Origin of the sequence: Fibrobacter sp. UWH4, from assembly GCF_900142475.1 — a bacterium.
Lineage (GTDB): Bacteria > Fibrobacterota > Fibrobacteria > Fibrobacterales > Fibrobacteraceae > Fibrobacter.
Genome location: NZ_FRAY01000005.1, coordinates 317881 through 339183 on the forward strand (window position 1 = coordinate 317881; position 21303 = coordinate 339183).

The following is a 21303-nucleotide window of genomic DNA, read 5'->3' on the forward strand; positions in this document are numbered from 1 at the left end:
CTTCTTTGCAGGGTGAAAAAATCCCTTTTTTAAGGGTAATTTTAGGATGAGAAGGTTTGGTGTGTTTTGCCTTCAAGGAGTCCTTATGGATTTTAGGAATGTTTGGAAAGATTTTGGCCTTAAAAAGGCTGCTTGTATGGTTGCGGGTCTCGCTGCTTTTGGTCTCGCAGACAACCCGATTTCTACCTATCACTACCTGGCAGACCCGGGTGCTGCCGCCGACGACGAATACTTCTACATCATTACGGACTCCGACGACCCGGCGCCCGCAAATTCCGAAGGCTACAAGATTTACGCCCTCTATGCATTCCGCAGCAAGGATATGCAGAACTGGACCGATTACGGCATTATTTACGATGCACGCAAGGTGAACGGCATTAACGACATCTGGGCGTCTGGCATCGCGGTGCATGACGGTACGTTCTACATTGTGTTCCCCGATGGCGGTGGTGGTGGCATTGGTTACATCAAGGCCCCTGCAATTGACGGCCCGTGGACAAACGCCGTGGGCCAGGGCAAGGATAAGCTTGTCGGTGGCCGTGGCATTATCGGCTGCGATGGCGTTTCCTGGTGCTTTGACCCGGGCATCTTTATCGATGACGACGGTACGACCTACGTGACGTGGGGCGGTGGCGAAAGCACCAGCCGTCCGAATACCGACAACTTTGATATTGTCAAGCTGAACGACGCGAAGGATGCTCCGGTGGGTAACGGCTCTCACGTGAAGGTGAACAACCTGCCGACCCGCAAGATGCTCGAAGCGTCCTACATCCACAAGCACAAGGGCACTTACTACTTCTCTTACAGTACCGGTTGGCAGCAGGGTGCGCCTACTATCGACTATGGCATGTCGAACAATGTAATGGGCCCGTACACCTGGAAGGGTACGATTCTCGGCGACCCGAGCATGAACGGCAGAAGCATCAACGGCAATAACAACCACCACGGTATTGCCGAGTTTAAGGGCCATTCTTACGTTGTCTATCATGACCGCCGTATTGCAAAGGGGCATAACGGTCTTGAAATTATCCCGGCCGATGACGGTCAGCCGAAGCCGAACGAGGGTTTCCACCGCAGCGTTTCCGTAGACGAAATGTTCTACAATGCTGACGGCACCATTCAGACGGTGAAGGTGACGGACGAAGGCCCGAAGCAGATCGAGAACTTCGACCCGTATGATTGGTACCCGGCTCTCACGAGTTCCAAGCAGAAGGGGATCCGTAGCCGCTCCAACTTTGTCGTGGGCAAGAGGGCTGAACACGTGCTGATTCCGCTTTCCAGCAAGGAATCCTGGATCCGCGTGAGTGGCGTGGACTTCGGTACTGCGGCGACCGGCTTTACGGTCGAAGCTTCGAGTGCTGCTGACGGCAATAAGATTGAAATCCGCACGGGTTCTGCAACAGGAACTCTCGCGGGAACTTGCTCGCTCAAGAATACCGGCAGCAAGAACACTTACGCCGAAAACAAGTGCGAAGTTTCTGGCCTCAAGGGCATCGTGAACCAGCTGTTCCTCGTGTTCAAGGGTAGCCAGGATTCGACCATGTACGTGAAGGCTTGGGGCTTCGAGGGCAGCGGTACGACTCCTCCTGAACCGCAGAAACCGTTCGGTGGCACGGCCTGGGCTATCCCCGGCAAGATTGAGATGGAAAACTTTGATGAACCGGGGACTGGCCGTGGCGCAGGAGTCGATTCCTACAGTGACAATGATTCCGATGACCATGGCGCCGAAAGCAATGGTGGCAAGAGCTACCGCGAAGGCACCGGCGTCGATATCTACAAGAAGGCTACGGGTTATGTCGTGGGTTACAACCAGGCCAGCGAATGGCTGGAATACACCGTGAATGTGAAGGAATCCGGCGACTACACGATGTTCGCGGCGGTGGCTTCCGCCAATGCGACCTCTGGCTTCAAGCTCTCTATCGACGGCGACGACATTACCGAAGAAATTGCGGTTCCGCAGGCGAGTTCCGGCGAAGAGAACTATGACGACTACAACAAGGTCTCTGCCAACGTGAAGCTGACTGCTGGCGAACATATCCTCCGCTTTACCGTGACCGGTGACTGGATGGATATCGACTATATCAACTTTGTCGCGGGTAAGGATGCCGACGATACCGATCCGATCGGTACGGACGCTATCGGTCAGGGCGCAAAGTTCAATGTCGCTGCTTCGGCTAGCTTCGACGTGTTCGACTTGAAGGGCTCAAAGATTGCAAGCTTTACCGCCCGCAACATGGCAGAAGCGTCCAAGCTTTGGCGTGATGGCTCTATCAAGGGTGCAGAGAAGGCTAGCGGAATTTGCCTGATCCGTAACCGTGCCAATGGCATGATAGCAAAGGTGCGAGCAGCCCGTTAAGTTTCCCATAAACACATCCAACCAGGAGGACACCCCCGAACGGGGGTGCCTTTCCTTGAAACCGCGGTGGATGCTTGATTTTTGAATAAGGGATGGTTCAAAAGTGGAGTGCGCGGAAAAAAGGAGTAAAAAATGACAATCCAAAAGATTGCAAAGAGTGTGGGTTTCGTCTTTGGTGTGGCGGGACTCTGGAGTATGGCTGCCGCTTCGACGGTCAATGTGGATCTTGGTGAAGAACACCAGGTAATCCGTGGCTTTGGCGGCATGGTGCATAACCAGTGGCAGGGCGGTGGCGGACTCTCCGAAGCCGATGCGAAGATTGCTTTCGGTACGGGTGAAGGTACAATCGGCCTCAATACGCTCCGTATTCCGGTGTATGCAAGCTCAAACGATTTTAATAAAGAAGTACAGGCCGCAAAGTATGCCGAAAAGTACGCCGGCGATGACTTTATTTTGTATGCAACTCCGTGGACTTCTCCGTATGCGGGGGCAAACCAGCACATGGCTTCTTCGAACTACCAGAAGTACGTGGATCACCTGAACAGCTTTAACGATTACATGAAGAATCAGGGCGTTCCTCTGTATGCAATTTCCATCAGTAACGAACCGGACTGGTGCCATGAATGGGCTTGCTGGAGCGCCGACGAAATCTACAATTTCACCAAGGGCTATGCCGACAAAATGCGCAAGAACGGGGTCAAGGTGATTTCGACGGAGTCTTTTGCCTACCAGAAAAGTCTGTATGACAAGGTGCTGAACGATGCGAGCGCCCTCAAGAACTGGGACATTCTCGGTGCGCACTTCTACGCCAGCGACAGAAGAACTGGGGATAACTTCTTCCAGTATTCTTTGGCTGACCAGAAGGGCGTAGAACGCTGGATGACGGAACACTACACCGAAAGCCAGGGTAGCGGTAACTACTGGCGCACGATTACGAATACGGGTGACCAGGCGAACGCCAATAAGCGCGATACCGTGAATGCCATGGATGTGGCTTACGAAATCCACCGCGCTATGGTCGTGGGCAACTTCAATCAGTACACCTGGTGGTATATCCGCCGTTGCTACGGCCTAATCATGGAAAAGGATTTTGGCAACAAGCTCCAGATTCCGTCTAACGAAATCGGCAAGATTTCTAAGCGCGGCTATGTGCTTTCCCAGTTTGCTCGCTTTGTGCGTCCGGGAGCTTTTCGCGTGGGCGCTACGGCTAATCCCGAAAAAGAAGTGTTCGCTTCTGCCTACAAGAGCGCAAACGGCGACAGCGTCATCGTGGTGCTCGTGAACCGCGACTACGGCTCGGCTAAAACCGTGACGGTGAACGTGCCGGGTGTATCGAAACTCGAAAGCTTCCACATGTACACCACGAGCGAAGCGAAGAACGCAAAGGACGAAGGCTTTGTGGATGTGAAGAATGGCTCCGTGACCATTACTATGGAATCGGGTGCAACGAACAAGGACTGCATCGTGACGCTCGTGGGCGAAATCGGCGACGTGGTCAAGACTCCGCGTGAACCGTTCGGCGGCAAGGCCGTAGAACTTCCGGGCAAGATTGAAGCCGAAAACTTCGACATTCCGGGAACCGGCAAGGAAAATAAGACCTACAACGAAAATGACGCTGACGATCACGGCGAAACCAATTACCGCGAAGGTACGGGCGTTGATATCTACAAGAAGGCGACTGGCTATATCGTGGGCTACAACCAGGAAGGTGAATGGCTGGAATACACCGTGAACGTGAAGGAGGCTGGCGACTACACCTTCTTTGCCGCCGTGGCCTCCGCGAATGCGACGTCGGGCTTTAACATGACACTCGACGGCAAGGAACTCACGGGCGACATTTCTGTCCCGAAGAACGACGGCGAAGAAAACTACGACGACTATAACAAGGTGCAGAAGAACGTGACTCTCCCGGCGGGCGAGCATATCCTCCGCTTTACGGTGGTGGGTTCCTGGATGGACGTGGATTACTTCACCTTCGTGAAGGGCAAGGATGCGACTGATCCTGAACCGATCGGTGATTCTACGACCTTTATGGAAAATCGTCTGCGCCTGCCGACCGAAGCCGAAAATTACCGTATTTTCGACATGAATGGCGGCTTCCTTGGCTTTGTCCGTGCGGCAGGAGCTCAGGAACTGAAGTCCAATACGGCAAGTCTTGTGAAGCGTGGCGGTGTCTATTTGGCGAAATCTGCAAATGGCCGCGTTATGCGCCTCCAGGTGACAAAGTAGTGTCATCCTGGAAGGAGCGAAGCGACTGACGGGATCCAGCTCTGGATTCTCCCCATTCGAAGACCATGCGCACTAAGGCAACAAGTTGCCAAGTGCTGTCCGGCCTCCCTTCGGTCGAGAATGACTTAAGAGCCAAGAAACCCGCTGAAAAGCGGGTTTTTTGTTACGTTTTCGTTATCTCCCGTTGACTATTTGTCCATAGTTTTTGGCGAAATTCGCGGAAATTTGCCGTTTTTTAGGATAATTTTAAGGGAGTAAAAGGAGTGTTTTATGGATTTCAAAAAAGTTTCTGAGTTGCTGACTCCGGCCCTGTGGCTCGTGGGTGGGCTTTTGATGCTCGCGACGCTCGCGACTGCGGCCCCGAACCCCAATTTCCATATTTATATTGCCTACGGGCAGTCCAACATGGCCGGTAACGGCGATATCGTTTCGGCGGAGGACCAGGACAAGTATTCCGAAAAGTTCCTGATGCTTGCCTCGCATAACGCAAACGCGAGCCAGCGTAGCGGCAAGACGAACCAGTCCATCAAGACTGGCGAATGGTACACCGCGATTCCCCCGATGTTCCACCCGTTCGAGAACCTCTCCCCGGCGGACTATTTTGGCCGTGCGATGGTGGATTCCCTGCCGGGCGTTACTGTGGGCATTATCCCGGTCGCTATCGGTGCGGTGAGCATCCGCGCCTTCGACAAGGACCAGTACGAAAGCTACTTCAAGGGCGACGGCAAGGACATTATGAGCTGGGGCTGGCCCAAGGATTACGACAACAATCCTCCGGGACGCATTCTGGAACTCGCCAAGAAGGCAAAGGAAGTGGGCGTCATCAAGGGCTTCATCTTCCACCAGGGTGAAAGTGACGGCACCGACGACAATTGGCGCAAGACCGTCTACAAGACCTACAAGGATATTATCGACGCGCTCGACCTCGACGAAAACGAGGTTCCGTTTGTGGCCGGCGAACTCCTCCAGGAAGGCAACAACTGCTGCTCTAGCAAGAATGGCGGCATTGCCCAGCTCAAGAACAACTTCAAGAAGTTCGGGCTTGCGTCCTCGAAGGGCTTGCAGGGCAACGGCAAGGACCCGTACCACTTCGGGCGCGCGGGCGTGATTGAACTCGGCAGGCGCTACTGCTCCGAGATGCTCAAGCTTATCGACAAGACGATTGACCCGGATGCCCCGCCGGTAAACTTGGTGGACCCGAGCCAGTCTACGGTTCCTGATGAACCTCCCGAGGAATATGGGCCCTATACCGACCCGATCGAAATCCCGGGCAAGGTGCAGGCCGAAAACTACAACAAGGGTGGAGCAAACGTTGCCTACTACGATTTGAACAAGGGTAACGAGGGCGGTAAGCTCCGCAAGGACGATGTGGACATTTACCAGCCGAACATGGGTATTGTCGTGGGCTACAACCAGAAGGGCGAATGGCTCAAGTACACCGTGAACGTGGCCGCCGATGGCGATTACGAGATTTCTGCCAACGTGGCGGGCGAGAACGGAACCGGCAGCCTGATGCTTTACATGGATGACCAGCCTATCGGTACCGAGATGGCCAATACCGGGAAAGGCTTTGATGCGTTTGAAGTGGTTCGCGGCGGCAAGGCTACGCTGAAGGCGGGTGAGCACGAACTGAAACTTGAAATTACCAACGACTGGATTGACATTGACTATGTCGAATTCAAGGCGGTTTCCTCCCAACAGCCTCTTGGATTTAAGGATGTCCGCCTTGACGTGACCGAGGCGGAAAGCTGCTTCAACCTTTTCGACTTGCAGGGTAAGCATGTGGCGACTTTCAAGGCTGCCGGTATGGATGATGCGGTCCGTATGGTCAAGGATGGTATCAAAGGTGTCCGTCAGGGCGTGTACCTGGTGCGCGCTGCGGGCTCTGCAGGTATCAAGCAAAAGGTGGTGGTCTATGAAAAGTAGTGAAATAACCATTGTCAAGCAGATTGTCGTTATCTCGATACTCGCGGTTGTGCTCGGTCTGCTTTACGGGTAATATAAAAGTCTTTCTCTCTCGTTATCGTTTTCACCTCTGGGAATCCGGAGGTGTTTTTAGATCGCTCGCCCATACGAAAAAAAAAGCCCCGTTGGCGGGGCAATTTGCAGAATGGCGGAAAACCGGTCCGGTTTCCTTAAGTTTTGGTAGAAGCCGATTGCCTAGAACAGTTCCTTCAGGCTCGGGACGAGGGAGCAGATGAGAACCCACGGGTAAGAAAGTGAACCCCTGAGCCAGCCGGTCTTGGCGGAGATGGGCGCGACCGGGGCGACGGTGTTCAGCGAGGTGTGGAGACTGCTGCGGACTCCTTCGATGGAGCTATCGAATGCCTGCTTGTTGGCGGAGGCCGAATTAATATATTTTTCGAAACGATAGTTCATATTTTTTCCTTATATTCTCTCTCTTGTGTGTAAATTTAGAAACATTTTGTTTTGGTTGCAACCCATTTTGTAAACGCGAATTTACCGATTCCGTCGAGGCCGTCTAATGTCATTTTGGATAAAATCTTTGAAATTTGCGTAAAAACGCAATTTTTAGAGAAAAAAGGTGGTCTGTGGGGGCGTTTTATTTGTATTTTAGACCCGAAAAGGGCGTATAAAAAGTGTTCGCTCTCTGTTCCTGTCTCTAATTTCTATTATTGTTTGTGTTTCAAATCACTATTCGCCAAGGAAATAGAATGAATTTTAGCCGTCTTTCCTGTGCTGTTTTGCCCCTTTGCAGTGTTCTCGTCGCTTGTGGCGGTGCCCAGAAACCCGCCGTGGAACCCGCTCCCGCGGCCGATACGACTGCAGTGGCCGTGCCCGCGAAGCCCGACCTGGACAACCCTACGAACCGCTACAGCTATGCGCTGGGAATGGACCTGGGCAAGGCGATTGCGAATGTGAACGTGCCGCTGAATTTGGATGTGCTCATGGGCGCGATCCAGGACCAGGTGGATTCGGCGCGGCCGGTGCTGATGACCGATACGGTCGCGGAATCGGCGCTGCAGGATTTGCTGTTGCAGATGCAGAAGCAGAAGGAAGCCGACGAAAAGGTAGCGGCCCAGAAGGCCCTTGAAGAACAGACGAAGTTCTTCGCCGAAAACGCGAAGGATACGACGGTCAAGGTGACTCCGAAGGGCGTGCAGTACAAGGTCCTCAAGGAAGGTACGGGAATAGTTCCCAAGCAGGGTGACCGCGTGCAGGTGCACTACATCGGCTCGCTCCTGAACGGAACCGAATTTGACAATAGCGTGAAGCGCGGCGAACCGCTGGAATTCCCGGTGAACGCCGTGATCGAAGGCTGGCAGGACCTGCTCCAGGTGATGAAAGAAGGCATGAAGGTAAAGGCTTGGATCCCGAGCGCCCTGGCTTATGGCGAGGCGGGCGTCCCGCCGATGATTCCTGCGAATGCGATGCTCGTGTTCGAGGTGGAACTCTTGAAGGTGTATGCCGAGGTCCCTGCGATCGACAGTACGGCGATTGCGCCTGCTGCATCCGTTGCCCCTGCCGCGGAACAGACCGGTGCTGCGCCCGCCGCAACGGAAACGGTTCCCGCAAAGGCCGAAGCAAAGCCTGCAACCAAGAAGTAGTTTCAACTTATGTCATCCTCGACCGACTCTGAAAGAGGAGGGAGGGGATCCAGTGCCAAAATCCCCGCGAAAGCGGGGTTCTTTTTTTCTAATTTTAGGTGACACTTTCGACCTCCTCGGGTGTTTCACTGGTATGAACGGGAAAAATCTCTCTGAGCAATTGGCGTTTTCGAAACTGTACGAGGCTTATGCCCCGATGGTTTATCGCCGCTGCATGTTTCTGCTCAAGGACGAAGCCGAAGCGAAGGACATGGTACAGAACGTGTTTCTGCGCGTGTACGAGCGTGTAGAATCCATCGATCTTTCGCAACCGTCCAGCTTGCTGTGGAATACGGCGACCAGGCTTTGCCTGAACCGCATCCGTGACAAGCGCCGCCGCGGACTTGACGTGGACTCGAGCGAGCTTCTGCTCAACATCGCCTGCGCCGAAGACGATGGCCGCGAAGCTAGTGGAATTCTCGCGAGGATTTTTTCCAAGGAACAGGAATCGACCAGGACAATCGCCGTGCTCCATTATGTGGACGGCATGACCCTGGAAGAAACTGCGGAGACTGTAGGTCTTTCGGTAAGCGGCGTGCGCAAGCGTTTGCGTACCCTGCAGGCGAAAGTCAAGAATCTGGAGGTCGAAAGATGACGAATGTCAAACAAATTTCCGATTTCAAGTTGGAACGCTACCTTCTGGGGGAACTCCCCGAAGTCGAAATGGCTGCCCTGCGCAAGCGCGAGGCAGAAGACGAGCTCTTTGCGGCCCGTGTAAAGATGATGCGCGAGGAGGGCGAACACTTCCTTGCGGAAAATCCGTTCAGCGGATTGGAAAATAAGCTGGAAAAAGAGGAACGGGAGTTGATTTCGCCGAATCGGTCCTTCAGCGGGTGGTGGCTCCGGGTCGCTGCCGTGCTGGTTGTTGCGTTCGGCGTTTTCTCGTTGGTGGTGCTGAATCGCCAGACGGAAATCGTGAATGAATCTTCGGTGACTTCCGGAATGGATGTCGCGATGGCGGATGTCGATAACGGCACGCGCATCAAGGGAATGACCGCGGGTCTCGAAGTCTGGAAGAAAATGGGCGATAGCGCCGTGCAGATGGTGAACCTGGGCGAGGCTCGCGAAGGCGACGAAATCCAGCTGCGTTACCGCGTTCCGCAAAAGTGCTTCGGTATGCTTTTCAGCATGGACGGTAACGGTACCGTCACGATGCACATGGGCGAAGGCAACCGTGCGGTCGAACTGGAACCGGGCAAGATGACCACGCTCCCGTTCGCCTACAAGTTGGATAATGCACCCAAGTTCGAAAAGTTTTTCTTGCTCACGTCTGGGGAAATGTTTGAGTTTGACGGGAATGATATCGACAAGACCCTGAAAAGCAGTGGTGTCGAATCGGTTTCGTTTACGTTGCGCAAGGTGGAAAAGTAAGGGGGAGAACGATGAAAAAGTTTATAGGAAAAATTTTGAGTTGCGATTTTGGTGTGAGCAGCATCGCGTTTTGCACCTTCTTTCTGATGGCGGTCCTTGCTTCGGCGAGTTTTGTGCACGCATCGGGCGAGTCTTCGGGCTCGATTGCGATTGAACGCTACGTGTTTGCGGTGAGCGCGAATAACGGCGGTAAGGAACGCCCGCGTCTGCGTTATGCCGAAACGGATGCGCGCGCCTTTGCGGAAGTGCTTTCGCAGATGGGCGGCGTGCCGAAGCAGAATGTGTACCGTGTCACGGAGCCGAGTGTAGAGAGCCTCCAAAAGCAACTTGATGCGCTCGACAAGAAACTTGTCGCAGCGAAAACGGCAAAGTCTGCTAAAACCGGTAACGGTGCGGCTGAAGATTTCCGCGAAGAAGTGCTGGTGTATTATAGCGGTCACGCCGACGAAAAGGGGCTTCGCCTCGGCGAAGAAGTCTATACCTGGAAGGAATTCCGCAAGCGTATCGATGCGTTGAATGCCGACGTGAAAATCGCGGTGATTGATGCGTGCGGCTCGGGCGCCATCACGCGAGTGAAGGGCGGTGTCGCTGTCCCTGCGTTCATGGTCGACAAGAGTAGCGACATGAAAGGCTACGCCTTTATCACGAGCAGCACGCAAGATGAATCTAGCCAGGAAAGTGACAAGCTGAAGGGCTCCTTCTTTACACATTCGCTTGTAAGTGGCCTCCGCGGCGCCGGTGACATCAGTGGCGACGGCAAGGTGACCTTGTCCGAAGCCTATCAGTTCGCTTTCAACGAAACCCTGCAGAAAACCGAAGCGACGATGGGCGGCGCGCAGCATCCGAGTCGTGACATGAACCTCGCGGGAACGGGTGATGTGGTGATGACGGATTTGCGCAGCACGAGCGCCGGCCTGGAATTCGACGACGATATCGAAGGGCGCCTCTTTATCCGCGACGACAAGGGTGAATTGGTCGCCGAAGTGTACAAGAAGCAGGGCCGCGCGATGAGTCTCGGTTTCCCTGCGGGAAAGTACAGTGTACGTCTGGAACGCCCCGTCGAATACAAAGAAGCCTCGGTGACGCTCCAGGATAATTACCGTGCGCGTCTTTCCCAGAAACAGTTCGCAGCGGTCTCTGCCGAGCGTACGACGCTTCGCGGCGAAATCAAGAACGACAACCGCCCCGATTCCGTGGAATATTCGATTGACTCGCTGGACCACAACGGAAAATACCGCGTGACGTTCAACCTGGTCGATAAGGATCGTGAACCCCGCAAGGGTGTGCAGCTGGGCCTGTTCGTGACGCGTACTGACAGCTATATGCTGGGAACCCAGGTGAGCCTTTTTGCAAACATTGCCCGTAAGGAAATGCATGGTGTGCAGCTGTCGGCTGTGTACAACGGGTCTAAGGAACATTTTGAGGGCGCCCAGGCTTCAGCGGTTGTCAACTACGCAAAATCCTTTGACGGTGTACAGGTGGCGGCAACGGCGAACGTGACGAAGGACAAATCTTCGGGCCTCCAGATTTCACCCTCCCTCAACTATGCGGGCGATACTTTGTCTGGAATGCAGCTTGCTGCAGGCATTAATTGTGCCCGCAAGACCAAGGCTCAGGTTTCTGCAGCCATGAATGTTGCGAGCGAATCCAACGTGCAGGCGACTGCCGCGATGAACATTGCCGGTAAATCCGATGTGCAGGCCTCTGCTGCGATGAATATCGCCAAGAAATCCGACGTGCAGGCGACCGCCGCCATGAATATCGCGGATGAGTCCGACGTGCAGGTTTCGACCTTGAACATTGCGGGTAAACTCGACGAGGTTCAAGTGGGTATCCTGAACATTACGGGCAAGGCCTCGGGCCGCCAGGTTGGTCTCGTGAATATCTGCGGTGACTGCGAAAAGACTCCGGTAGGCCTGATCAATATTGTGGGTAACGGTGTATGGAGCGCAACCGCCTCGATGAACGAAATGGGTGCGTTCGGCCTGTCTTTCCGCATGGGGACGCCTTATCTATTCACCGCTCTTGAAGGCGCCCGCCTGATTGAAAAGGGATCGCATTTCAAGAAATTCAGCGATATCTATGAAACGGGTGTGGGCCTAGGGACTCAGTTTGGTAAATATGGAAGCCATTTTGAGCTTGAGTATATGTTCCTGACGGCGCAAACCCTCGATGTAGAGTGTGATGAAGACGACGAAGAGGTAAAAGTCGAATTCGAAGATGACGATGGTCCCAACTTTCATCACCGCCTGCGCTTGGGCTACACGACACAAGTATTCCCCTTCCTCGGACTTTCGGTGGGCGGAACGCTCAACTGGGCAACTATTGGCTATGCCGATAAAGTGTGGTTGAAACCGCGGGCTGAATACCACGACGACTTCGGCAGCGAAAAGCATGCAGGCCGTTGGTGGGCCGGTTTCTATGCCGGCATCACCGTGGGAAAATTCTAAAAATTAAAGTGACGCTTTCTACTCTTTCAGGTGTTACAATAGCAAATAAGGTTACCTTATTTGCTATTTTTAATTAGAACGCGAGATTTTGTTTGAAGCTTCAAATTTGCATTATCGTTTTGTTGGCGGCAATCGCTGCTATGGCGCAAGAGACCGCGTCGGATTCCCTTGCGCTTGATACCCTTGCTCCGAAGGGGATTGTCTTTAACGGCGTCGTGCTGGATTCCTCTTTTGCGGCAGACGAAAAGCTGAATGTTGAAATCCTGGAATCGGGCGAGGCCTTGCAAACGACTGTCGGTAAGCCCTTCAGTGTTGTACTCCCCGAAGATACACTCTGGAATATCTGCGTTACCAATTCCGACACGGCCGGTGCCGAGAAGGAAAAGTGCTACGAACTCAAGTACATTGGTGCGGAACGCCAGTTCTCGCAGGCGCTTGGCGAAGCTTTTGTAGACGATGCGTCTATGGATTCTGTCGCCCCTGCGGGGCTCCAGAATGACGGTTCTAATGCCGTTTCGCGCGACTCCGCTAGTGTCATTGCTCAAGATGGTCATCCTGGAGCGCAGCGACGGGATCCAGAGCAGTCCGCTTCGGATTCATCTGACAGTACCAAAGAGGATGTCAATGTCGATGCACTCCTTGCGGCGGGCGACAATTCCCGTGTGACCGAACTCAAGAAAGTGGTGGTACAGCTGCGTCGCCGTCCGAAGCGCAAACCCGGCGAATCCGTAGTTTCCGCGAAGTCCATCAAGCGTATGCCGGGGCTTGCCGAAGCGGATGTCATCAAGAGCATCCAGGCGCTTCCGGGCGTGGTCGCGAGCTCCGATTTCAGCTCCAAGATTTATGTGCGCGGCGGTGCCGCCGACCAGAACCTTTTCCTGTTCGACAATGCGGTGGTCTATTCGCCGGTGCATTTTTTCGGACTGTTCAGCACCTTCCTGGTCGAAGGCATAGACGATGTGCAGTTCTACAAGAGCGGTTTCCCCGCACAGTACGGTAACCGCCTGAGTTCCGTCCTCAAGATGGATGGCCGCGCAGGTGGCCAGGATACGGTCGACGAATGGTTCAGCAAGTCGAGCATCAAAATCAGCACTTTCGCTGCACAGGTCCATACCGAAGGCCATCAGGGACCCGTGCGCTGGATTTTTGCGGGGCGCACCACTTACATCGGCTATGTGCTTGACTTTTGTAACTACATCGGTCTTCTGGACCTGAGCCTGGATTATGAATTCACGGACTTGCAAGGGACCATGATGTATGATTTCTCCAAGGATACGCGATTCAAGTTCAGCTATTACATCGGCAAGGACCGCCTGAGTTTCGACCCGCTCTATATGGATTGGGGAAACATCGCCATTCCGTTCGGCATTTACCACCGTTTTAACGGGGACTGGGATTACAACGCGACGCTTGCCTTCAGTGAATTCTACCAGACCATGAAAATCGGCGAACTCATGTCGATTGAAATGTATCTGTATACCTTCGCCGGCAAGCAGTGGTTGAATTACCGCGGCATTCCGAACCATACGTTGACATTGGGTTACGAACTGGAATACGATTACGAACGTTACCAGGAAGCGATGGCGTCCATCAGTATCGCCGATATCCAGAAACCTTTCCACCATGTGGCCTACGTGCAGGATGCCTGGAAACTCGCTCCTGATTACCTGCTGCAATATGGCCTCCGCTTTAACTACCAGACGGCGGCGGAACATTTCGGCGTGGAACCCCGAGCCTCCTTGACGGTGAACCTCGACGATTCCAAGACGCTTGAGTTCTACGGTGGCTATTACTTGCAGTACCTGAATTCGATTGTCTACACCGACCAGGAAACTTTGAACGAATTCTATTACCCGGCAACGACAACTACCAAGGGAACGCATATCGATCCTGCTTCGTCGTGGCTGTTCGCGGCGGAATACAGCCGGCGTGGCATCCTTGACGATTACGATGCGACCGTGGGTGTCTATTACAAGACGCAGAACAATCTGAACACGTTCGTGATGCAGCTCGACAGCAACGAGGAAACGACTTCGTCCGATTTCGTGATGGCCGATCATTTTGGCACGGCGGACGGCTATTCGCTCGGCTACGAGCTTTCGCTGCGCAAGGATAAAGGCTGGTGGTTTGGCGGGATCAACTGGAGCCAGAGTATCAGCGTGATGCGCACCAACGACGGTACCAAACCGTACTATCCGAGTTGGCATCAGCCTTACGCGCTCAAGATGGACATGGGAATCAACTGGAGTGGCGGCGAGGATGCCCTCCGCAAGCACAAGAAAAAAGGCCGCTACTTCCGTTCGTCGGTCATCATGAAATATTCGGCGGGAATGCCTATCAGCGAATACAAGGGTTGCTATATGTCGCAGGAGCTAGGACACCAGCAGTATAGCGACGAGGTGGTGGTGCTGCCGGGAAGCCGCAATGCAGGCCGTCAGTCGGATTACTTCCGCATCGACGTGAAGGCGATTGATGTCGGCCGCGAAGACAGTTGGAACTTCAGCTGGACCATCATCAACTTGACGGACCACAAGAACATGTTCTACACGTTCTACGATACGAGCAAGAATCCTCCCGAGAAGACCGAGATTACGCAGTTCCCGTTCTTGCCTATTATGTTAAGTTTCGAGATGTATTTTTAAATAGAAGGTTTTTTAGTAGGAATGTTTAGTCATCCTGGAAGGAGTAAAGCGACTGACGGGATCCATGGTTGAAGTAAAGGTATGAATTCGGTGAATGTATAGAAGCTGTCATCCTGGAAGGCGTGAAACGACTGACGGGAACCATCGTTGAATTAAAGGTTTGGCTTTGATGAATGTATAGAAGCTGTCATCCTGGAAGGAGTGAAGCGACTGACGGGAACCATGGTTGAATTAAAGGTATGAATTTGGTGAATGTATAGAAGCAGTCATCCTGGAAGGAGTAAAACGACTGACGGGATCCATAGTTGATGAATAAGGCTGATTTATGAATTATTGGAGATTGATAAATAAAATTGATGGATGGCGGAAGAGCCTTTGTTCCCTTGCGGTGTTTTTCTTGGTGGCCTGCAGCGATTTTCACGGTCCGTGGGAATACACCCCGGAAGAACGTGAAATCTACACGGGCATTTACACCTACGGCTATGTGGTCGAAAACCGTAATGCAGAAATCTGCTTTTCGAAGGTCTACGAATTGGACGAAACTGCTGCAGAGGATTTCGCTTTTTACGATAGCGCCTATGTCACGCTGCAAGGTCGCTTCAATCGTTCGTTCCTTGGTGATGTGGATACGACCATTGAACTTCATGGTGACAACTGCTTTACCAATAGTCTTTTTGAGGGTGTCGCGGGTGAATCCTATACGATGAACGCCTACTTTGAGTGGGACAGCTCGGGACACCGGGCAAAATCCAGGTACAAGGCAGTCGCGACAATTCCGAATGGCGTGAAAATCAAGGGAATGAACGTGCCTTTGCGCGACGGGAGCTATGTGTGGAAGGCGAACGAAAATTACGATGTCAATAAGGGCTTTGGAAGGTCGGCGAATTTTTCCGTCAAGTTCCTGGAATTCCCGATGGATATGGAATTCTTCAAGTGTGCCCTGGAGTTTGACAACACGGTGGGCGGAGTCCTCTCGGTCTTGAATTACGGGATGGAAAACGGTGAATCGGTGAAGACGACGTTCAACCAGATGTTCAAGGGAATGACCGATGCAGATTCGTCGGGGTACCGCGGAATTTCGATGCATGACCCGCTGGAAACGCAACAAAATTACGGCTATACGCTCAATCGTTGGATTGCCGGGCTCAATAACCTGGATACGCTCTACCTGATGAACATGATGCTGCCTATTGGCGAAGTCTCTGTTGACCTGTATGCGACGGACCGCGCCTATGTGGATTACGTGGAAAAGGTGAAGGAATCCGTATCCGATTCGCGTGTCGTTCCCGAGTCGAATATCGAAAACGGCATGGGAGTCTTTACGGGAATAGCCGTCTCGCATGTTTATTTGAATGTGAAGGGGGAGGGCGTGAACTTCAGCCATGTGGCCGATTACAACTGCGACAATTTGGAAAAATCCTGGGATTCCCGTGGATGCAGGCTCTTCCAGGATGTCGCGTGTGCAGGGTGGTCTGACTTGCACGGTTACGAAGACTTGATTTCGGCGAATGCGCATGCCTATGAACAATACCGGGATACGGTCTACAACAAGGATTTGAAAAAGTGCTACGCTTCCAACGTGAAGGCCGCCATGATGCTCGATACGGCCAGCTGGTCAATTTTCTTGCCCGATTCGATGGATGAAAAGGAAAAGTCCAATGCGTATGCCGATGGTCTCAAACGTTATTGCGCCGCTAGCGGCTTTGAAAGTAACCATATCGCGGACTGCTCGGAACTTGAAAAGGAATGCCTTGAAGATCCCGAGAAGAACAACTGCAAGGAATATCTGTGGAACTGGTGTGCCGACCGCGGCTGGCCGGAATATGACCAATGCAAGAGTGCACTTGTGAGTCGCTACTACCTGATGAACCAAAAGTCAAGTATTCTTCATCGCGAAGTTGAAGAAATTTGCAATGAATTTTTGCTGGGTGATAACGAGAAATCGACAGACGGCAAAATCAAGGTCAAGCTGGAATTCAAGACATCGATATGCAGAAATTGGTGCGAACTTGATTCTGCCAAGGAACACGCCGAATGCAAGTAGCGGCGGAGCTTGTTGCGGATTAAATCCACCTGGTTAAATTCGCACGATTTCGTCGCACATGTCGCAGATGGCAGGGCGGTGCGTCACGAAAATCATCGTCTTGTTCGGGTAAGTCTCGAATAGGCGACGGTAGAGTTCCGCTTCGGTCGCCTCGTCGAGCGAGGAACTGATTTCGTCGAACAGGAGAATGTTTCCCGGTCGCAAGAGACCGCGTGCAATCGCGATGCGTGCCGCCTGCCCTTCGCTGAGCCCGTAGCCGCGTTCGCCGAGTTCGAAATCGAGGCCTCCCTTGAGTTCCTGGACGTAATCGGCGCAGGCCGTATGGAGCGCCTCAAGCATGTCCTTTTCGGTGGCGTTTGGGCAGGCGAGTTGCAGGTTGTAGCGGATGGTCCCGCTCATGAGGGTGTTTCCCTGTGGAACGTAGACGAAGTTTACGCGGGTGCTTTCCGAAACGGCCCCGACCTCATTTTCCGAATAAATGAGCATCCTTCCCGCATCGGGTTCAATGAAGCCGAGTAGCAACCGAAAGAGGGTGGTCTTGCCCTTACCTGTTTCGCCGAGAATGGCGGTTTTGCTTCCCGGTGCAAAGTCGTGAGAGAACTGCTGCATGACTTCGTGGCCGCTCCCGACGTAGCTGAAACTGATGTTTTCGAGCTTTACACCGAGGCTCCCCTGCATGACTTGTTCCGCTATCGTCAGGGAATCGCTTTCGCGGGCGCTGCTCTCAAGTTCGTTCAAGCGGTCGATGCTCGCTGTAGAATGTACCAGTTGCGGCATCAGGCCGAGCAGAGTCAAAATCGGGTGCTGGATTTGTCCGACCAGCTGCAAGAAGGCGGTCATCATGCCGAAGGTGATGGTGCCGTCGCGGAGCCCGAGGCCGCCCCAAATAAACGCGAGCAGGTATCCGAGGCCGAAGGCGGAGCCGATGGCGAAACGGGAATAGGTGGTGAAGCGCGTGCGGCGCAGGACTTCGCCTTCCAACTGGTCTTGCCTGGAATCGAAACGTTCCGTAACCCATTTCTCGCTCTTGAGCGAACGCAGCACGGCGTTGTATTCGACGCCTTCCTGTACCTGCATCTGAATCTTGCTTTCGCTGTTGCGGATTTCAAGCGTCATTTTGCGGAGCTTGCGCGCAATCAGCTTGCCGACAACGATGACTATGGGTGTCAGCAGCAACAGCGCCCACGCCAACCATGCGTCGAACCAGCGCATCAGTAGGAACGCCCCCACCAGTTGGAGGGCCGTTACCGCCATCTGCGGAAGTGTATCGATCGTGGAAGTCGCTACGTTCTCGATATCCTTGGAAAGTCTCGACGATACATCGCCGGAATGCAGCTCCTGGCCGTTGTAGAGGTCGCGTGCGAAAAGCGACTTGAAAAGGTTCAGTCGAAGGGCGTTCGACTTTTTCACCATGGCTGAAGCGGTCATATAGTAGTACACGAGCCTAAGGACGATGGTGCCTACCATGGTCAGCACCAGGAACGCAATCATGCGTGCAATGTCGTCGCGGGTGCCCGTTCGGATGGTTTCGTCGATAAAACGCTTGCTCAACCATACCATCAGCAATCCGAGCGCAACGCGCCCGGTTCCCGCCAAAATCCGAATGGCGATGCTTGTGCGGAAACCCCGCATCGCCTGCCACAGGTAACGGGCGTATTTCATTCGACCACGTTGACTTTCTGCCATTCGCCGACAATCGCGATGACGTCGGCCTTGGCCTGTTCAGGGGAAACTTCGTATTCGTTCAGCAGAACTTCGGCGAGGGAATCTACAGTCCATTCGCCAAGGGTTTCCGCCTGTTTCCAGAGGAATGCCGCCGTTTCGTTCAGGCAAAGCATTTTTCCGAAATCGAGGGCTCCGATTCCTTCGCCCATAATCACCTGTTCGCCGCACACGTCGCGCAGCACAAAGCCGTTCTTGATTTTCATACTATTATACTTTCCTATAAATCCAAAGCAGGTAGCGCCTCAAGGGTAAAAGAATATACCATATTTTGGCGGCCAAGCGGAAACGAAACGTCCCCAGGGAGCGTCGCTTGCCACCGGGAAGTACGACCCAGGTGACTTGCGCGAAAACGTCGCTCTTGCTGCAGTGCTCGCGTCCGGCGAGATTGCCGTCCCCCATCAGGGTCAGGGAACTTTTGTCCATCGATTCAATCCTATGGATCACGAAATGTCCGGTGTCCGCCTTGGCGAGCACGATGTCCCCGATTTTCAGCTCGCGAGGCTTCTCGAGAATCACGCTGTCGCGTCCGCCAACGATAAACGGGAGCATGCTCCGCCCGTTTACGGGGAAGGTCACGCTGACTCCGTCTTGAACGAGTCGGATAGCTTCGGACAGGATGACATCATCGGAAATCATGCGATGGTTTCCTGGCAAAGTTTTGCTGCGGTTTCGTCTGGCAGGCATTCCAGGTGCCATACGGGAACATGGGTGGCCAGGGCGTTTTCGGTTTGGTGGATTCCGTTTGCAATTTCCTTGTTCCAGCGCATTCCCGAAATGCAGGGGACAAGTGCGGCGTAGGCCGCGACTCCCTTTAAGGAAAAAATCTTGTTGTACGGAGCCTGCGAAAGCAGGACGAATCCACCGATGTCGACGACTTCGTTCTTGTAACACGGGGTCTTTCCGCTCCAGGGGGAACCGTAGACTTTCGCAGAAATCTTGCCGCCGTCCGCATTAAACAAGCGTACTATGGGGTTGTCGTCGTTGAGCAAGGTGGAACCTTTGATGTACTGGAGCCATAGCCTCGCATGGGTGCTTTTGCCCGTGCCGCTTTTCCCGAGGAAAAGGTAGCCGCGGTCCTCGTGGCGGATGACTGCAGCATGAAAAAGGGCCGTCAGTTTGTCTGCCGTTGCCAACGAGTACAGGACCATCAGCGAGTTGTTCACTGCAAAGATGTCCAGGTGCGTTACCTTCTGCGCGCCCTCTTCTGTCATCCCTGTGTTCTTTTCTGTCATCCCCGCGAATGCGGGCGGACAGCACTTAGAACTCTGTTCTTTAGTGCGCATGGCCACCAGGGTGGGGATCTCCCTTTCCCGATGAACAAAAAGATTTGCTTTTTTGAAGTCCTTCTCGCAAACGAGAATCCCCGCGCACTTCCCGAACAGCCAAAAATCAAATGTCGGCAGTCCTTCCGCCGTGCGCCCGCATAGAATGGCCTGCCCTTCTTCTTCCTGGCGGGTGTCTTCGGTGTATACAGGGGCGTCTGTGTCTGTGTGTACAACAAGTGAAAATGCAGGGACTTTTACGGATTCGGTTTCAAACGGGGCGTAGTTGGTCATCTGCGACAGAAAACCCTCGCTTGCCTCGACAGAAAAAAAATGTTCCGCCACCTTGTAGTAAATCGTCTTGTTTTGCATTAGGCTTTGTTGCTGTGGTCGTATTGTTGCTGGTAAATGTCCCTATTTCGTCGTTTTTAACGCAAGAATTCGCTTGACGCTTTCGTCAATGCGGCTTTCTTTTATGTCGCCTTTTTCAACCGCATTCACGACGGCGTCGAATACCTGCGTGAAATCCTTGGAGCAAAGTACCACGTCGACGCCTGCCTGAATCGACTTGATGGCGGCTTCGGCGTTCCCGAATTGCGTGGTGATGGCGCCCATGTCCATGGCGTCGGTTACGATGATTCCCTTGAATCCGAGTTCGCCGCGGAGCTTGTCTTGCAGAATGACCGATGAAAGTGTCGCGGGCAGATCGTCACCGGTGACCTTCGGGGCGGCGATGTGCGCGGTCATGATCATCTGCGCGCCCGCCTCGATGCCTGCCTTGAACGGGATCATTTCGCATTCGAGCATTTCTTCCCAGGTCTTGTTCGTTTCGGCGTAACCGGAATGCGTGTCGGTCTTTACGTCACCGTGACCGGGAAAGTGCTTGAGCGTGCCGATGACACCTGCGGAATCGAGGCCGTTCAGGTAACTTACCACGAATTCGGCGGCGGTCTCGGGGTCGTCCGAGAAGGCTCGCGGCCCGATGACGATGTTCTCGGGATTCGTGTTCACGTCGGCGACCGGGGCGTAGTCGATGTCGAATCCGTATTCCTTGACATAGCTTCCGATGGTGAAAGCGGCTTTGTAAGCTTCGCTCGGGTCGCCGCTTTCGGCGATGGCGGCCATGCTTTCGTACTTGGGTACGTTGAAGTTCTCGTTGTTCGCGATGCGGGCGATGCGACCTCCCTCTTCATCTATCGCAAGGAGCGGAGAACCGTTCAGCGTTCTGATTTCGGCAATGAATTCACCGAGTTGCGCTTCGTCTACAATGTTGTGTGCGTAAAGAATCATTCCGCCAACGGGGTAGTCCTTGTTGACGGCGAGTATAGTTTTGTTCACGTGCTGCAGCTTGTAATCTGGGAGTTCCGCATATTCGTTCCAGTGGATGCTCGTGTCGAGTGCCTCGGGACGCACGAAGAACATCTGCCCCACCTTCTCGCGGATGCTCATTTTGCTTATGTCGAGCGTGGAGGTCCCGGAGCTTGTCGAATGGGCTGGCCCGCTCGAAGAGTCGTCGCCGCAGGCGGCAAGGAGTGCTATGGATGCAACTGCAATTGTTATTTTGGAGACTCGCAGGGCGCGATACAATCCATTAGCCATTTTATAAATCCTTTAAA

Annotated in this window: 15 protein-coding genes; 9 read left to right on the forward strand and 6 right to left on the reverse strand. The window is 53.5% G+C overall.

Annotated elements, in window-relative coordinates; translation table 11 throughout:
* Positions 1-85: 85 nt before the first annotated feature.
* The 3 genes from BUA93_RS11165 (at position 86) to BUA93_RS11175 (ending at position 6511) form a co-directional block, all read left to right on the forward strand.
* Complete coding sequence (locus BUA93_RS11165) at positions 86-2356, forward strand: carbohydrate-binding protein (protein ID WP_371359322.1); 2271 nt, start codon at positions 86-88, stop codon at positions 2354-2356.
* A gap of 132 nt (positions 2357-2488) precedes the next feature.
* Positions 2489-4585, forward strand: coding sequence for a carbohydrate-binding protein (locus tag BUA93_RS11170; RefSeq protein WP_254793950.1), 2097 nt, complete (start codon positions 2489-2491; stop codon positions 4583-4585).
* A 270-nt stretch (positions 4586-4855) separates the two neighbouring features.
* The gene (locus tag BUA93_RS11175; protein WP_072979394.1) at positions 4856-6511 is read left to right on the forward strand and encodes a sialate O-acetylesterase; all 1656 of its coding nucleotides are present in this window, start codon (positions 4856-4858) and stop codon (positions 6509-6511) included.
* Positions 6512-6745: 234 nt separating this feature from the next.
* On the opposite strand, the gene BUA93_RS11180 is transcribed toward BUA93_RS11175, so the two are convergent.
* Positions 6746-6964 carry a hypothetical protein gene (locus BUA93_RS11180; RefSeq protein WP_072979396.1) on the reverse strand — a complete coding sequence of 73 codons (219 nt, stop codon included), beginning with the start codon at positions 6962-6964 and terminating at the stop codon, positions 6746-6748.
* Between the two features lie 296 nt (positions 6965-7260).
* Here BUA93_RS11180 and BUA93_RS11185 point away from each other — a divergent pair, with 296 nt between their 5' ends.
* The 6 genes from BUA93_RS11185 to BUA93_RS11210 all read left to right on the forward strand — a co-directional run bounded on the left by BUA93_RS11185 (position 7261) and on the right by BUA93_RS11210 (position 16700).
* Positions 7261-8154 (forward strand): FKBP-type peptidyl-prolyl cis-trans isomerase, encoded by an 894-nt coding sequence (locus BUA93_RS11185; RefSeq protein WP_072979398.1) that lies wholly within the window; start codon positions 7261-7263, stop codon positions 8152-8154.
* 133 nt (positions 8155-8287) lie between these two features.
* Entirely contained in the window at positions 8288-8788 is a 501-nt protein-coding gene (locus BUA93_RS11190; RefSeq protein WP_072979400.1) for an RNA polymerase sigma factor, read from the forward strand.
* Positions 8785-9564, forward strand: coding sequence for a hypothetical protein (locus BUA93_RS11195; protein ID WP_072979402.1), 780 nt, complete (start codon positions 8785-8787; stop codon positions 9562-9564). Before BUA93_RS11190 ends, BUA93_RS11195 begins: the two co-directional genes overlap by 4 nt.
* Positions 9565-9575: 11 nt before the next feature.
* Positions 9576-12014: a caspase family protein gene (locus tag BUA93_RS11200; protein WP_072979404.1), complete on the forward strand. Its 2439-nt coding sequence runs from the start codon at positions 9576-9578 to the stop codon at positions 12012-12014.
* Positions 12015-12106: 92 nt separating this feature from the next.
* Complete coding sequence (locus BUA93_RS11205; protein ID WP_072979406.1) at positions 12107-14656, forward strand: TonB-dependent receptor plug domain-containing protein; 2550 nt, start codon at positions 12107-12109, stop codon at positions 14654-14656.
* 325 nt (positions 14657-14981) lie between these two features.
* The gene (locus BUA93_RS11210) at positions 14982-16700 is read left to right on the forward strand and encodes a hypothetical protein (RefSeq protein WP_175547427.1); all 1719 of its coding nucleotides are present in this window, start codon (positions 14982-14984) and stop codon (positions 16698-16700) included.
* 33 nt (positions 16701-16733) lie between these two features.
* On the opposite strand, the gene BUA93_RS11215 is transcribed toward BUA93_RS11210, so the two are convergent.
* The 5 genes from BUA93_RS11215 to BUA93_RS11235 are packed head-to-tail and all read right to left on the reverse strand — an operon-like array spanning position 16734 to position 21286.
* On the reverse strand, positions 16734-18386 hold the full coding sequence (locus tag BUA93_RS11215) for an ABC transporter ATP-binding protein (protein WP_083597372.1): 1653 nt from the start codon (positions 18384-18386) through the stop codon (positions 16734-16736).
* Positions 18359-18628, reverse strand: a complete 270-nt coding sequence (locus BUA93_RS11220; protein ID WP_072979411.1) for a PqqD family protein — start codon at positions 18626-18628, stop codon at positions 18359-18361. The genes BUA93_RS11215 and BUA93_RS11220 overlap by 28 nt, the downstream gene beginning before the upstream one ends.
* Positions 18629-18632: 4 nt before the next feature.
* A complete protein-coding gene (locus BUA93_RS11225; protein ID WP_217651001.1) occupies positions 18633-19061 on the reverse strand; it encodes a S24/S26 family peptidase in 429 nt (142 codons plus the stop codon).
* Positions 19058-20059 carry a hypothetical protein gene (locus tag BUA93_RS11230; protein WP_072979413.1) on the reverse strand — a complete coding sequence of 334 codons (1002 nt, stop codon included), beginning with the start codon at positions 20057-20059 and terminating at the stop codon, positions 19058-19060. Before BUA93_RS11230 ends, BUA93_RS11225 begins: the two co-directional genes overlap by 4 nt.
* A gap of 42 nt (positions 20060-20101) precedes the next feature.
* Positions 20102-21286, reverse strand: coding sequence for a glycoside hydrolase family 3 protein (locus BUA93_RS11235; protein WP_072979415.1), 1185 nt, complete (start codon positions 21284-21286; stop codon positions 20102-20104).
* Positions 21287-21303: the final 17 nt, after the last annotated feature.

Coding starts and splice junctions, on each gene's coding strand:
- BUA93_RS11165 (WP_371359322.1), top strand. CDS start 86: ATGGATTTTAGGAATGTTTGGAAAGATTTTGGCCTTAAAAAGGCTGCT.
- BUA93_RS11170 (WP_254793950.1), top strand. CDS start 2,489: ATGACAATCCAAAAGATTGCAAAGAGTGTGGGTTTCGTCTTTGGTGTG.
- BUA93_RS11175 (WP_072979394.1), top strand. CDS start 4,856: ATGGATTTCAAAAAAGTTTCTGAGTTGCTGACTCCGGCCCTGTGGCTC.
- BUA93_RS11180 (WP_072979396.1), bottom strand. CDS start 6,964: ATGAACTATCGTTTCGAAAAATATATTAATTCGGCCTCCGCCAACAAG.
- BUA93_RS11185 (WP_072979398.1), top strand. CDS start 7,261: ATGAATTTTAGCCGTCTTTCCTGTGCTGTTTTGCCCCTTTGCAGTGTT.
- BUA93_RS11190 (WP_072979400.1), top strand. CDS start 8,288: ATGAACGGGAAAAATCTCTCTGAGCAATTGGCGTTTTCGAAACTGTAC.
- BUA93_RS11195 (WP_072979402.1), top strand. CDS start 8,785: ATGACGAATGTCAAACAAATTTCCGATTTCAAGTTGGAACGCTACCTT.
- BUA93_RS11200 (WP_072979404.1), top strand. CDS start 9,576: ATGAAAAAGTTTATAGGAAAAATTTTGAGTTGCGATTTTGGTGTGAGC.
- BUA93_RS11210 (WP_175547427.1), top strand. CDS start 14,982: ATGAATTATTGGAGATTGATAAATAAAATTGATGGATGGCGGAAGAGC.
- BUA93_RS11215 (WP_083597372.1), bottom strand. CDS start 18,386: ATGGCAGAAAGTCAACGTGGTCGAATGAAATACGCCCGTTACCTGTGG.
- BUA93_RS11220 (WP_072979411.1), bottom strand. CDS start 18,628: ATGAAAATCAAGAACGGCTTTGTGCTGCGCGACGTGTGCGGCGAACAG.
- BUA93_RS11225 (WP_217651001.1), bottom strand. CDS start 19,061: ATGATTTCCGATGATGTCATCCTGTCCGAAGCTATCCGACTCGTTCAA.
- BUA93_RS11230 (WP_072979413.1), bottom strand. CDS start 20,059: ATGCAAAACAAGACGATTTACTACAAGGTGGCGGAACATTTTTTTTCT.
- BUA93_RS11235 (WP_072979415.1), bottom strand. CDS start 21,286: ATGGCTAATGGATTGTATCGCGCCCTGCGAGTCTCCAAAATAACAATT.